10 protein-coding genes are annotated in these 13,626 nt (G+C 71.2%); 7 read left to right on the forward strand and 3 right to left on the reverse strand.

Annotated features, from left to right (window positions below; translation table 11 throughout):
* Positions 1-142: 142 nt before the first annotated feature.
* Positions 143-3,286, reverse strand: coding sequence for an isoleucine--tRNA ligase (ileS, locus tag ACZ43N_RS08440; RefSeq protein WP_468095943.1), 3,144 nt, complete (start codon positions 3,284-3,286; stop codon positions 143-145).
* Positions 3,287-3,923: 637 nt separating this feature from the next.
* Here ileS and ACZ43N_RS08445 point away from each other — a divergent pair.
* The 6 genes from ACZ43N_RS08445 to ACZ43N_RS08470 all read left to right on the forward strand — a co-directional run bounded on the left by ACZ43N_RS08445 (position 3,924) and on the right by ACZ43N_RS08470 (position 9,996).
* Complete coding sequence (locus tag ACZ43N_RS08445) at positions 3,924-5,288, forward strand: TraR/DksA family transcriptional regulator (RefSeq protein WP_468095945.1); 1,365 nt, start codon at positions 3,924-3,926, stop codon at positions 5,286-5,288.
* Positions 5,289-5,366: 78 nt separating this feature from the next.
* Positions 5,367-5,978, forward strand: coding sequence for a signal peptidase II (gene lspA / locus ACZ43N_RS08450; RefSeq protein ID WP_468095947.1), 612 nt, complete (start codon positions 5,367-5,369; stop codon positions 5,976-5,978).
* A gap of 81 nt (positions 5,979-6,059) precedes the next feature.
* Positions 6,060-7,004, forward strand: coding sequence for an RluA family pseudouridine synthase (locus tag ACZ43N_RS08455; protein ID WP_468095949.1), 945 nt, complete (start codon positions 6,060-6,062; stop codon positions 7,002-7,004).
* Positions 7,001-7,492: a GNAT family N-acetyltransferase gene (locus tag ACZ43N_RS08460; RefSeq protein WP_468095950.1), complete on the forward strand. Its 492-nt coding sequence runs from the start codon at positions 7,001-7,003 to the stop codon at positions 7,490-7,492. The genes ACZ43N_RS08455 and ACZ43N_RS08460 overlap by 4 nt, the downstream gene beginning before the upstream one ends.
* A 147-nt stretch (positions 7,493-7,639) precedes the next feature.
* Positions 7,640-9,226 carry a Na+/H+ antiporter gene (locus ACZ43N_RS08465; RefSeq protein WP_468095951.1) on the forward strand — a complete coding sequence of 529 codons (1,587 nt, stop codon included), beginning with the start codon at positions 7,640-7,642 and terminating at the stop codon, positions 9,224-9,226.
* 29 nt (positions 9,227-9,255) lie between these two features.
* The gene (locus tag ACZ43N_RS08470) at positions 9,256-9,996 is read left to right on the forward strand and encodes an SDR family NAD(P)-dependent oxidoreductase (protein ID WP_468095952.1); all 741 of its coding nucleotides are present in this window, start codon (positions 9,256-9,258) and stop codon (positions 9,994-9,996) included.
* Between the two features lie 92 nt (positions 9,997-10,088).
* On the opposite strand, the gene ACZ43N_RS08475 is transcribed toward ACZ43N_RS08470, so the two are convergent.
* Positions 10,089-11,204 (reverse strand): mechanosensitive ion channel family protein, encoded by a 1,116-nt coding sequence (locus tag ACZ43N_RS08475; protein ID WP_468095953.1) that lies wholly within the window; start codon positions 11,202-11,204, stop codon positions 10,089-10,091.
* Positions 11,205-11,366: 162 nt separating this feature from the next.
* Here ACZ43N_RS08475 and ACZ43N_RS08480 point away from each other — a divergent pair, with 162 nt between their 5' ends.
* Positions 11,367-11,936: a dienelactone hydrolase family protein gene (locus ACZ43N_RS08480; RefSeq protein WP_468095954.1), complete on the forward strand. Its 570-nt coding sequence runs from the start codon at positions 11,367-11,369 to the stop codon at positions 11,934-11,936.
* A 34-nt stretch (positions 11,937-11,970) separates the two neighbouring features.
* On the opposite strand, the gene ACZ43N_RS08485 is transcribed toward ACZ43N_RS08480, so the two are convergent.
* Positions 11,971-13,620, reverse strand: coding sequence for an alkaline phosphatase D family protein (locus ACZ43N_RS08485; RefSeq protein WP_468096463.1), 1,650 nt, complete (start codon positions 13,618-13,620; stop codon positions 11,971-11,973).
* Between the last annotated feature and the right edge of the window lie 6 nt (positions 13,621-13,626).

The raw sequence follows: 13,626 nt of genomic DNA on the forward strand, positions 1-13,626 counted from the left end.
CCCGCCCTTGTGCTGCGCGCGTTCGGTTTTTGGTCTGGTTGTTCGGAGGTGGGGCGGATGTCCTATGGTCACGACGCCGAAGGCCCGGCGGCACCACGTGTGCGGTGTCGCCGGGCCTTCGGCCTCGACTGGAGGGGCGGCGTCACGCCTTGCGGAGGCGGAACGTCAGGGTCAGGGCCTCGTCCGTGAACGGGGCGCCGTAGCTGTCGTCGGCGTCGCCGGAGGCGAAGTCCGTCGCGAGGACCTCGTCGGCGATCAGACCGGCGTGCTCGGTGAGCGCGGCGGTCACCGCCTCATCGGTCGCCGTCCAGCGCAGCGCGATGCGGTCGGCGACGTCGAGGCCACTGTTCTTGCGGGCCTCCTGGATCAGACGGATCGCGTCACGGGCGAGGCCCGCCCGGCGGAGCTCCTCCGTGATCTCCAGGTCCAGGGCCACCGTCGCACCCGAGTCGGAGGCGACCGACCAGCCCTCGCGCGGGGTCTCCGTGATGATCACCTCGTCCGGCGCCAGGCTGATCCTCTCGCCGTCGACCTCCACCGACGCCGTGCCCTCACGCAGGGCGAGGGAGAGTGCGGCGGCGTCCGCGTTCGCGACGGCCTTGGCCACGTCCTGGACGCGCTTGCCGAAGCGCTTGCCGAGGGCACGGAAGTTCGCCTTGGCGGTGGTGTCCACCAGGCTGCCGCCGACCTCGCTCAGCGAGGCGAGCGAACTCACGTTCAGCTCTTCCGTGATCTGGGTGTGCAGCTCGCGGTCCAGGGAGTCGAACCCGGTGGCTGCCACCAGGGCGCGGGACAGCGGCTGGCGGGTCTTGACGCCCGATTCCGCGCGCGTGGCACGACCCAGCTCGACGAGACGGCGGACGAGCACCATCTGCTTCGACAGCTCCGGGTCGATGGCGGTGAGTTCCGCCTCCGGCCAGGACGCCAGGTGCACGGACTCAGGAGCGCCCGGGGACACCGGCACGATCAGGTCCTGCCAGACCCGCTCGGTGATGAACGGGGTCAGCGGGGCCATCAGCTTGGTGACCGTCTCGACGACCTCGTGCAGTGTGCGCAGCGCGGCCTTGTCGCCCTGCCAGAAGCGACGGCGCGAGCGGCGGACGTACCAGTTCGACAGGTCGTCCACGAACGCCGAGAGCAGCTTGCCGGCGCGCTGGGTGTCGTACGCCTCCAGGGACTGCGTCACCTGGTCGACCAGCGCGTGCAGCTCGCTCAGCAGCCAGCGGTCCAGGACGGGGCGGTCGGCGGGGGCCGGGTCCGCGTCGGACGGCGCCCAGTTCGACGTACGGGCGTACAGGGCCTGGAAGGCGACCGTGTTCCAGTACGTGAGGAGGGTCTTGCGCACGACCTCCTGGATCGTGCCGTGGCCGACGCGGCGGGCCGCCCAGGGGGATCCGCCGGCCGCCATGAACCAGCGGACCGCGTCGGCGCCGTGCTGGTCCATGAGCGGGATCGGCTGCAGGATGTTGCCCAGGTGCTTGGACATCTTGCGGCCGTCCTCGGCGAGGATGTGGCCGAGGCACACGACGTTCTCGTAACTGGACCTGTCGAAGACCAGCGTGCCGACCGCCATCAGCGTGTAGAACCAGCCCCGGGTCTGGTCGATGGCCTCGCTGATGAACTGGGCCGGGTAGCGGCTCTCGAAGAGTTCCTTGTTCTTGTACGGGTAGCCCCACTGCGCGAACGGCATCGAGCCCGAGTCGTACCAGGCGTCGATGACCTCCGGGACGCGCGTGGCGGTGCTGCCGCAGCCGTCCTCGGGGCAGGTGAAGGTGACCGCGTCGATGAACGGTCGGTGCGGGTCCAGCTCCGACTGGTCGGTGCCGGAGAGCCGGCTCAGCTCCTCGCGGGAGCCCACGCAGGTGAGGTGGCCCTCCTCGCAGCGCCAGATCGGCAGCGGGGTGCCCCAGTAGCGGTTGCGGGACAGTGCCCAGTCGATGTTGTTGTTCAGCCAGTCGCCGAAGCGGCCGTGCTTGACCGTGTCCGGGAACCAGTTGGTCTTCTCGTTCTCCTGGAGGAGACGGTCCTTGACGGCGGTGGTGCGGATGTACCAGGACGGCTGCGCGTAGTACAGGAGCGCGGTGTGGCAGCGCCAGCAGTGCGGGTAGCTGTGCTCGTACGGGATGTGCTTGAAGAGCAGGCCCCGGGTCTGGAGGTCCTCGGTGAGCTTTTCGTCCGCCTTCTTGAAGAAGACGCCGCCGACCAGCGGGACGTCCTCCTCGAACGTGCCGTCCGGGCGGACCGGGTTGATCACCGGCAGGCCGTACGCGCGGCACACCTTGAGGTCGTCCTCACCGAAGGCGGGGGACTGGTGGACCAGACCCGTGCCGTCCTCGGTCGTCACGTATTCGGCGTTCACCACGAAGTGGGCGGGCTCGGGGAACTCCACGAGCTCGAAGGGACGTTGATAGGTCCAGCGCTCCATCTCGGCGCCGGTGAAGGACTGGCCGGTGGTCTCCCAGCCCTCGCCGAGCGCCTTGGCGACGAGCGGCTCGGCGACGACGAGTTTCTCCGTGCCGTCCGTGGCGACCACATAGGTGACGTCGGGGTGGGCGGCGACCGCGGTGTTGGACACCAGCGTCCACGGCGTGGTCGTCCACACCAGGAGCGCGGCCTCGCCCGCGAGCGGACCGGAGGTGAGCGGGAAACGGACGTACACCGAGGGGTCGACGACCGTCTCGTAGCCCTGCGCCAGCTCGTGGTCCGAGAGCCCGGTGCCGCAGCGGGGGCACCAGGGAGCCACCCGGTGGTCCTGGACCAGCAGGCCCTTGTTGAAGATCTCCTTCAGCGACCACCAGACGGACTCGATGTACTCGGGCTCCATGGTCACGTACGCGTCGTCGAGGTCGACCCAGTAGCCCATGCGGGTCGTCAGGTCGGAGAACGCGTCGGTGTGGCGGAGCACGGACTCACGGCACTTGGCATTGAACTCGGCGATGCCGTACGCCTCGATGTCCTTCTTGCCGTTGAAGCCGAGCTCCTTCTCGACCGCCAGCTCCACCGGCAGGCCGTGGCAGTCCCAGCCCGCCTTGCGGGCCACGTGGTAGCCGCGCATGGTGCGGAAGCGGGGGAAGACGTCCTTGAAGACGCGGGCCTCGATGTGGTGGGCGCCCGGCATGCCGTTGGCCGTGGGCGGGCCCTCGTAGAACACCCACTCGGGGCGCCCCTCGGACTGCTCCAGGCTCTTGGCGAAGATCTTCTGCTCGCGCCAGAAGTCGAGCACCGCGTGCTCGAGCGCGGGCAGGTCGACCTGGGCGGGCACCTGGCGGTACGTCGGCTCTGTCATGAGCGAGCTTCCTCCAACGGACTTGCTGCCTTCCGTCGGAGGGACGAGAGCCTTCATCCTTTGTACGCCGTGTGCGGCGCGCTCCCGCGGTACCACCCTCCTTGGCCCGTCTGTGCGTCGTACGCCTCGACGAGCCCCCTCATTGAGGTCGCGATGCCGGGTCTACTCGCCGCGCCCCAGGGGTCTCGGCTTTCTTCCGGCGGCTCCGGGGTGATCTTCACGTCGCGCTCGCCCCCGGGCTTCCACCGTCCCCGGGTCGCTCTTGGCTGCGTACGGCGCTACTCGTCCCCATCCACGCTTTTCGCTGCGCCCAGTGTACGGCGCCGGGCGGACAGCGGCCGACCGGTTTTGTGCCGCCGGTGGAGAGCCGGGCCGGGCCTTTGGCGGGCTCGGCGACCGGGTGACCCGGTGACCTGCGCCGTGACCCGAATGGAGCGGCCCAGGCGTCCGGATCCCGGGACCTGCGGCGGGGCGGAATACCCGGCGGGGAGCTGGGCACAACGCTTGCAGGCTCGCCGCGCGACGGTCGCGGGGCGGTCGGAATGGGTGGTGTGCCCCGTTGCCGCGGGACTCGGGTCGATTTATCGTCCCAGCACGATTCGCGTGCAAGATCACAATATGTGAAGGGGCCGCGGCCATGGTGGCGAAGGACGTGAGCGGCAGAAAGCGGGTCCCCGCGACTCCGGGAGCGAAGGCGGCCACCAGGAAGACGAGCGCCCGGAAGTCGGACGCCGAGCGAACCACCGGGGAGAAGGGAGCCGCGAAGACCGCCGCCGTCGGGCCGAGGGCCGGCGCCGGGAAGGAGGGCACGCCGGGTGCCGGGGCCGTGCGGGTGACCAGGAAGAAGGCGGTCGGCACGAAGACCACCAAGGCCACGAAGAGCGCGAGGAGCGCGAAGGGTACGAAGGCGACCGAGAGTACGGGGACGAAGGCCGCGACCAAGGCGGGCCCGGCCGTGACGAGCGCCGCGAGGAAGGCCCCGGCGAAGACGAGCGTGGCGAAGACGACCGCGGCGAAGACGACGGCGGCAAAGAAGACCGCGGCGAAGACGACCGCGGCGAAGACGACGGCGGCAAAGAAGACCGTGGCGAAGACGACCGCGGCAAAGAAGACCGCGGCAAAGAAGACCGCGGGGAAGCCGACCGAGGCGACGAGGACCGTGGCGAAGACGACCGAGGCGACGAAGACGACCGAGGCGACGAGGACAGTGGCGGAGACGACCGAGGCGACGAAGACGACCGAGGCGAAGAAGAACGCCGCCCGGAGGACCACGCCCCGGAAGGCCCCGGTGAGCAGGACCACGGCCGCCCGGAGGGCCGCGGTGAAGGAGAGTGCCGCCGGGGAGACGGTGGCCGGGAAGAGCGCGGCCACGAAAGCGGTGGCCGAGAAGAATGCCGCTGCGAAACCGGCGGCCGGGAAGAGCACATCCAAGAAGAGCACCGCCGCGAGCACCTCTGCGCAGAGCAAGGTCAAGACGGCGGGCGCGGCCGAGGCCGCCGAGACGACGGGAGCCACGACGGTGGTTGCGAAGAACACTCCTGGTACGGCTACGGCGGCGAAGAAGCCCACCGCCGTCCCCAAGGCACGGCCCGCCGCGGCGGACCCCGGCGAGCTGGCGGTACGGCCCGGTGAGGACCCCTGGAGCTCCGAGGAGGTCGCCGAGGCCCGCACGGAGCTGCAGTCCGAGGCGCAGCGCCTGCATGCGGAGCTGGAGGCGTCCGAGAAGTCGCTCACGGGCCTGATGCGGGACTCGGGCGACGGGGCCGGCGACGACCAGGCCGACACCGGTGCCAAGAACATCACGCGGGAGCACGAGCTGGCGCTGGCCCACAACGCGCGCGAGATGCTCGACCAGACCGAGCGTGCTCTGGAACGGCTCGCCACGGGCACGTACGGCCTCTGCGAGAACTGCGGCAACCCGATCGGCAAGGCCCGCATGCAGGCCTTCCCGAGGGCCACGCTGTGCGTCGAGTGCAAGCAGAAACAGGAACGCCGACAGTGATCCTCGCCTGAGCCCCTGGTCCACCGGGGTCGTGTCGTACCTTTGTCCTCAGTCAGGAACCTAGGTTGAGGGACTCACGTGGCAGAGGCGGAGCGCATCATCGGTACGCCGGACATCCCAGAGGCGGCGGGCACGGACCCGGAGCAGTCCGACGGCGGGAACGGCGCAGACGCGGCGCAGGCCGACGCGCCCGCGCGCCCGCGCGGCAAGCGCCGTATCGCCGTGCTGTTCGGGGTCGCCGCGCTGGCGTACGCGCTCGACCTGGTCAGCAAGATGATCGTGGTCGCCAAGCTGGAGCACCACGAGCCGATCGAGATCATCGGGGACTGGCTGAAGTTCGAGGCGATCCGCAACGCGGGCGCGGCCTTCGGCTTCGGCGAGGCCTTCACGATCATCTTCACGATGATCGCGGCGATCGTGATCGTGGTGATCGCCCGCCTCGCGCGCAAGCTCTACAGCCTGCCCTGGGCGATCGCGCTCGGGCTGCTCCTCGGCGGCGCGCTGGGCAACCTCACCGACCGGATCTTCCGCTCGCCGGGCGTCTTCGAGGGCGCCGTCGTCGACTTCATCGCGCCCAAGGGCTTCGCCGTGTTCAACCTGGCGGACTCGGCGATCGTCTGCGGCGGCATCCTGATCGTGCTGCTGTCCTTCCGGGGACTCGACCCGGACGGCACCGTCCACAAGGACTGAGCTCCGGGGCACGGCCGGGGCCGTCGGGGGTTTTCCACAGGCGCGGTCGGGCGTGTCGTGGCGGTCCGGCATACTCGACGGGTGAGCACGATTCCCGAGATCCGTACCCTGCCCGTGCCCGACGGCCTGGAGGGCGAGCGCGTCGACGCCGCCATCTCCCGCATGTTCGGCTTCTCCCGTACCAAGGCCGCGGAGCTCGCCGCCGCGGGGAAGGTCACGGTCGACGGGTCGGTGGTCGGCAAGTCGGAGCGGGTGCGCGGCGGGGCCTGGCTGGAGGTCGAGATGCCGCAGGCGCCCGCGCCGGTGCAGGTGGTGGCCGAGCCGGTCGAGGGCATGGAGATCGTCCACGACGACGATGACGTGGTCGTGATCGTCAAGCCGGTCGGTGTGGCGGCGCACCCCAGCCCCGGCTGGTCCGGGCCGACCGTCATCGGCGGGCTCGCCGCCGCGGGTTACCGGATCTCGACGTCCGGCGCCGCCGAGCGCCAGGGCATCGTGCACCGGCTCGACGTGGGCACGTCCGGCCTGATGGTGGTCGCCAAGTCGGAGTACGCGTACACGTTCCTGAAGCGCCAGTTCAAGGAGCGGACCGTCGACAAGCGGTACCACGCGCTGGTCCAGGGCCACCCCGACCCGACGAGCGGCACCATCGACGCGCCCATCGGGCGGCACCCGAACCACGACTACAAGTGGGCGGTCACCGCCGAGGGCAAGCCGTCGGTCACGCACTACGACCTGGTCGAGGCGTTCCGCGCGGCCTCCCTGCTCGACATCAAGCTGGAGACCGGGCGCACGCACCAGATCCGCGTCCACATGTCCGCCCACCGGCACCCCTGCGTGGGCGACCTGACGTACGGCGCCGACCCGACGCTCGCCAAGCGCCTCGGCCTCACCCGCCAGTGGCTGCACGCCGTCCGGCTGGGCTTCGAGCACCCAGGGGACGGGCGCTGGGTCGAGTTCGAGAGCGACTATCCGGCCGATCTGCAGAAGGCACTCGACCAGGTGCGGGAGGAGACGTACGCGTGAGCGACGTCCGCGCGAGCCGGGAGCCGGTCGCCTACGCCGTGCGCGTCGCCGACGACCCGGCCGACCGTGAGGCGTGCTTCGCGGTGCGCAAGGAGGTCTTCGTCGTCGAGCAGGGCGTGCCGGAGGACCTCGAGTACGACGCGTACGACGAGGTGGCCGTGCATGTACTCGCCGTGCGGGAGGACGGGGTGCCCCTCGGGGCGGGACGGTTGCTCCACGGTGAGGCCGCCGCCGGAAAGACCGGTGGGGAGCCGGGTGTCGGGTCCCTGGGACGGCTGGCGGTCGTGCGGGCGGCTCGCGGGCTGGGCGTCGGCATCGCGCTGGTGCGGGCCGTCGAGGAGGCGGCACGCGCGCGCGGGCTGACCGCGCTGGACCTGGGCGCGCAGACGCATGCGCTGGGGTTCTACGAGCGGTTGGGCTACGAGGCGTACGGGCCGGAGTTCCTGGACGCGGGGATACCGCACCGGGCGATGCGACGGTCGCTGTAGGGCGCCTGCCGCCTGCCGGATTTCGCGGACAGCGGGTCGCGGGGGCGACCGCGGGGCGGCGTGGGGGCGGATCGGCTGGTACGGGCGGGGCGTGGCACTCTGGGGGGCTGTTGAGGTAATCGTCCAGACCTCGTCGGGGTGCTCCGCGTGGATCAGTTGGCCCTGTTGTTCGTCCTGTTGCTGGGTGCCGTGCTGAGCGTGCCGGTGGGGGAGCGTTTCGGGCTGCCGGCGCCGGTGCTGATGACGCTGCTGGGGATCTCCCTCGCCCTGCCGGGCTTCGTGCCCAATATCGACATCCCGCCGGAGTTCATCCTGCCCCTGCTGCTGCCGCCGTTGCTGTACGCGGCGGTGCGGCGGACCTCCTGGCGGCAGTTCGCGGCCAACCGGCGGCCGATCTTCCTGCTGGCCGTGGCGCTGGTGTTCGTGACCACCGCAGCGGTGGCCGCCGTGGCCAACGCGATCGTGCCCGGGCTGCCCCTCGCGGCCGCCGTGGCGCTGGGCGCGCTGGTCGCACCGCCCGACCCGGTGGCCGCGACGGCCGTGGCCGGCCAACTCGGGCTGCCGAGGCGGCTGGTGTCGATCCTGGAGGGCGAGGGGCTCTTCAACGACGTGACCGCCATCGTGCTCTACCACGTGGCGATCGCGGCCGCCGTCAGCGGCTCGTTCTCGCTGCCCCGTGCCGCGCTCCAGCTCCTGCTCTCCGGTGTCGTGGCCGTCGCCGTGGGACTCGCGCTCGGCTGGGCGGCCAACAAGCTGATGGACTTCGTCGACGACGCCACCCTGCAGATCGGTCTGACCCTCCTCGTGCCGTACGCGGCGTATGTGATGGCCGAGGAACTGCACGGGTCCGGGGTGCTCGCCGTGCTCACCACCGCGCTGTTCCTCGCGGAGTACGCGCTCGGCGCGGACGACGTCATGACGCGGTTCGCCGGGCACACCGTCTGGGACGTCGTGGACACGCTGGTCACCGGGGTGGCGTTCGGGCTGATCGGGCTGGAGCTGCACAACGCGATCAGGACGGCGTCCGGACGGTGGCCGGACATGCTGGGCTGGGCGGCGGCGGTCGTGGCCGTGGTCGTGCTCGTCCGGCTGGTGTGGCTGCTGCCGGCCACGTGGCTCGCCCGGCGGTTGCACGCGCGGCGTGACTACGAGGAGGAGATCCCGATGTCGTGGCGCGAGACCGTGGTGATGTGGTGGGCGGGGATGCGGGGCGTGGCGTCCGTGGCGTTGGCGCTGGCGATTCCGCTGGAGACGTCGGACGGGGGGCCCTTCCCCGATCGGGACGAGATCGTGTTCATCGCGTTCGGTGTGATCATGGCGACGCTGGTGCTGCAGGGGCTGACGCTGCCCTGGCTCGTACGGCGGTTGGGGGTGCGGGCGGATGAAGGCGCCGAGAAGGAGTTCCGGAAGGAGTTGGCCGTGCGGGCCGCGAAGGCGGCGAAGCGGCGGCTGCATGAGATCGAGGACGAGGAGGAGCTGCCGGAGGAGATGGCCGAGCGGTTGCTGCGGCGGGCCTTCGAGATCGGGGTGCGGATCAGCCCCGAGATGGGGGAGGAGGAGCGGCGCGAGGGCCATGAGCAGCGGGTGCGGCGGCTGCGGCGGATGCGGCGGATCCAGGGGGAAATGTTGAGCGCGGCGCGGCACGAGGTGTTGGCGGCGCGGAGTGAGCCGGGGGCGGATCCCGAGGTGGTGGACCGGGTGCTTCGGCATCTGGATGTGCGGAGCCTGCGGTGACCGGGCGGCATGTTTCATAGGGTCGGGGCATGGCACGCAACGTGGTGATCAGTGGTGGCGGTACGGGGATCGGGCTCGCGGCGGCGCAGGTGTTCGCCGCGGGTGGGGATCGGGTCCTGTTGCTCGGGCGGCGGGCCGAGGTGTTGGAGAAGGCGCAGGTGGACGGGGCGGTCACATACGCGGCGGATCTCGCCGACGCGGAGAACGTGCGAGGGGCCGCCGAGTTCGTGCGCAGTGAACTCGGCACCGTCGACGTGCTGATCCACAGTGCCGGCGGGAACGGTGGACTGGAGCCCCGGACGGAGAGGGACGATCCGCTCGATGCTGTCGCGCACGACTGGCAGGTCAACTTCCGGCTGAACACGCTGACCGCCGTGCTGCTCACGGAGGCGTTGCGGGAGCAGCTGGCCTCGCCCGGCGGGCGGGTGCTGTTCCTGTCGTCCATCGCCGCGTACCGGGGCTCGGGGAGCGGGGCGTACGCCGCGTCCAAAGCGGCGCTGCATCCGTACGCGTTCGACCTGGCGCGGGAGTTCGGGCCCCGCGGGATCACTGTGAACGTCGTGGCGCCGGGATACATCGAGGACACCGAGTTCTTCGGCGGGTCGATGGAGGAGGCCCGGCGCGCCCGGCTCATCGCCGAGACCTCCACGGGCCGGGCCGGTACACCGGCCGACGTCGCCGAGACCCTGCGCTGGCTCGCCTCGCCCGGCGCCGGCCACATCACCGCACAGGTCATACAGGTCAACGGGGGTGCGGAGAGGGGCCACTGAGGAACCACTGGAAGCCGCGACGGCGGGTGCCGGCCCCGAGGGCGCGGGCACCCGCCGTCGACACGACCAGGGTCCTGTCGTGGCCCCGGCCGTCACCTCCCGGTCGACCTCGGGGTTTCGTGGACCCGGCTTCGGGTGGGGCGGGGAAGATGGGCGTCCGGACGGGGGTGGGTCGGGGGGAGGACCGCGTCGGCCGTGTTGACCCTCGGGAGGGCGTACGGGTGGGTCTCCGTCAGCCAGCGGACCAGCTGCTCCCGGACCGTGACGCGGACCGTCCACAGGTCGTCCGGGTCCTTGGCGGTGACCAGGGCGCGGACCTCCATGGTGGACGGGGTCGAGTCGGTGACGGTCAGGTCGTAGTGGCGGCCGTCCCACGCGGGGCACTCCCGCAGGATGTCGCGGAGCTTCTCCCGCATCTGCGGCAGCGGAGCGGCGTGGTCGACGTGCAGGAAGACCGTGCCGGTCATCTGGGCGCCGCCGCGCGACCAGTTCTCGAAGGGCTTCGAGGTGAAGTACGACACGGGCATCGTGATCCGGCGCTCGTCCCAGGTCCGTACGGTCAGGAACGTGAGCGTGATCTCGTCGACCGTGCCCCACTCGCCCTCCACCACGACCACGTCACCGAGGCGGACCATGTCGCCGAAGGCGATCTGGAGCCCCGCGAACAGGTTGCTCAGTGTGGACTGCGCGGCGATACCGGCGACGATGCCCAGGAGACCCGCCGAGGCCAGCAGGGAGGCGCCCGCGGCCCGCATCTGCGGGAAGGTCAGCAGCATGGCGGCCGCGGCGACCACACCGACGATCGCGGAGACCACCCGCATGATGAGTGTCACCTGGGTCCGCACCCGGCGTACCCGGGCCGGGTCGCGGTGGGCACGGGCGTACCTGCTGTACGAGGTCTCCACCACCGCCGCCGCCATACGGATCACCAGCCAGGCCGTCGCCCCGATCAGCACCAGCGTCAGGGTCCGGCCGATGGCGGTCCGGTACTGCTCCAGCAGTTGCGCCTCGTCGTACGACGCTCTGAGGAAGGCCGCGCACAGGACCAGTTGGTAGGGGATGCGGCCGCGGCGCAGCAGGCCCCACAGAGGTGTCTCGTGGTGCCGCTGGTCCGCCTTGCGCAGCAGTAGGTCGGTGGCCCAGCCGATGACGAGCGTCAGGACGACCGAACCACCGATGACGATCAGTGGGCGGAGTAGGTTCTCCATGCCTTCGAACGTAACCGCCGGCGCGGGGTGATGAACATGTGACTTCGGACGCGCTCTGGGTACGGGCCCCTCGGCACGCGTACGGACCGCCGTCGGAATCGGCGCCGCACCCACACCGGACCGGCGCCGGTCACTGTCGTACCCGGCTGGCACCATGGCCTCATGAACATCATGCTCTTCCACTCGACCTACGGCCTCAGACCGGCGGTCCACCGGGCCGCGGAACGGTTGCGGGCCGCCGGACACGAGGTGTGGACCCCCGACCTCTTCGACGGACGGACGTTCGACACGGTCGAGGAAGGCATGGCCTTCAACGAGGAGCTGGGCAAGGAGGAGCTGCTCAAGCGGGCGGTCCTGGCCGCCGCTCCCTACTCGGAGCGAGGGCTCGTCTACGCCGGGTTCTCGCTCGGCGCCGCCGCCGCGCAGACCCTCGCCCTGGGCGACGCGAAGGCCCGCGGGCTGCTGCTCCTGCACGGCACGTCGGACATCGCGGCCACCGCCTCCGTGGACGGCCTGCCCGTGCAGCTCCATGTGGCCGAGCCCGACGCGTTCGAGACGGACGACTGGCTGAGCGCCTGGTACCTCCAGATGCGCAAGGCCGGCGCCGACGTGGAGATCTACCGGTACGCCGGCGCAGGCCACCTCTACACCGACTCCGACCTGCCCGACTACGACGAGGAGGCCGCCGAGGCCACCTGGCGGGTGGCCCTCGGCTTCCTCGAAACCCTCTGACGGACGAAGCGCGGCCCGGACCGGTACGGGCGGACTACACCGGGTCGTACGTCCGCTCCACCTTCTGCGTCCCGCTCCGCGTCCGGTACGAGCGCGCCCACGAGGACCTGGCGTCGGGCTTCGTCCGGTCGGACAGGACGTAGAAGTCCATCTGCGCCCGCGCGGCGGTGACGTCGAGGACGCCGTAGCCGTGCCGGTCGGTGTCGACCCAGTGGACGTGCCGGTTCGCGGCGCGGATCAGCGGGGAGGCCACCGCCGAGACGGTGCCCTCGGGGACCTTGACGAGGTCGTCGAGGTTGTCCGAGGTCACCGAGGTGACGACGAACTCCGTGGCGGCGGAGGCCGACAGCGGGTACGTACCGGCGTTGACGGGCACGTCGTTGGCCCAGGCCATGTGGATGTCGCCGGTGAGGAAGACCGTGTTGCGGATGGCGTTCTCCCGCAGATGGGCGAGGAGTTCGCGGCGGTCGTCCGTGTAGCCGTCCCACTGGTCGGGGTTGAGGGCCAGACCCTCCTGCGGGAGGCCGAGCAGCTCGGTCAGCGGTTCGATCAGATCGGCGGTGAGGTTGCCGAGGGCGAACGGCGCGATCATCACGGCGTTGCCGACCAGCCGCCAGGTCGTGTCGGAGGACTTCAGCCCCGCCTTCAGCCAGTCGAGCTGGGCCCGGCCCGTCAGCGTACGGTCCGGGTCGTCGACCTTGCCGTTGCCGACGCCCACCTGCTGGGAGCGGTAGGAGCGCAGGTCGAGCAGTGAGAGGTCGGCGAGCTTGCCGAAGCGCAGCCGGCGGTAGGTGGTGCCCGCGATCGCCGGGCGCACGGGCATCCACTCGAAGTACGCCTGCTTGGCCGCCGACCGACGGGCCGCCCAGGTGCCTTCCGCGCCCTCGGTGTGGTTCTCGGCCCCGCCCGACCAGGCGTCGTTGGCGATCTCGTGGTCGTCCCAGATCGCGATGACCGGCGCGACCGCGTGCAGCGCCTGGAGGTCGGGGTCCGTCTTGCAACGGCCGTGCCGGACGCGGTAGTCGGCGAGGGAGACGATCTCGTGGGTGGGAGCGTGCGGTCGTATGACCTTGCCGCGGCTGCCGTACTGGCCGGTGCCGTACTCGTAGATGTAGTCGCCCAGGTGGATCCAGGCGTCCAGGTCGCCACGCGCGGCAAGGTGGCGGTAGGCGGCGAAGTGGCCGCCCTCCCAGTTGGCGCAGGAGACCACGCCGAAGCGCAGCCCTGCCGGGGCGGCGTCGGCGGCGGGGGCCGTGCGGGTGCGGGCGGCGGGCGAGTCGGTGCCGCCGGCCGAGAAGCGGAACCAGTAGTCGGTGGCCGGGGCGAGGCCGCGGACGTCCGCCTTCACGGTGTGGTCGGAGGCGGCGGTCGCGGTGACCGAGCCCTTGGCCACGACGGTGGTGAACGCCTTGTCCAGGGCGACGGTCCAGCCGACCTCGACGTCCGGGCCGACTCCGGAGCCGGGTACGGCCTCCGAGGTGGGTGTCACACGGGTCCACAGCAGGACACCGTCGGGCAGCGGGTCGCCGGAGGCGACACCGTGCAGGAACGCGGGGGCGTCGGCGGCGCTCGCGGGGAACGCGGCGGCCAGTGGTGCCGTGAGGACCGCGCCCGCGGCGGCCGCCTTGACGACCGTACGGCGGCGCGGAGCGGAGGACGAGAGGCCCGGCCGGGCGGGCGACATGCCTCT

The organism is Streptomyces sp. NPDC030814, from assembly GCF_055572155.1.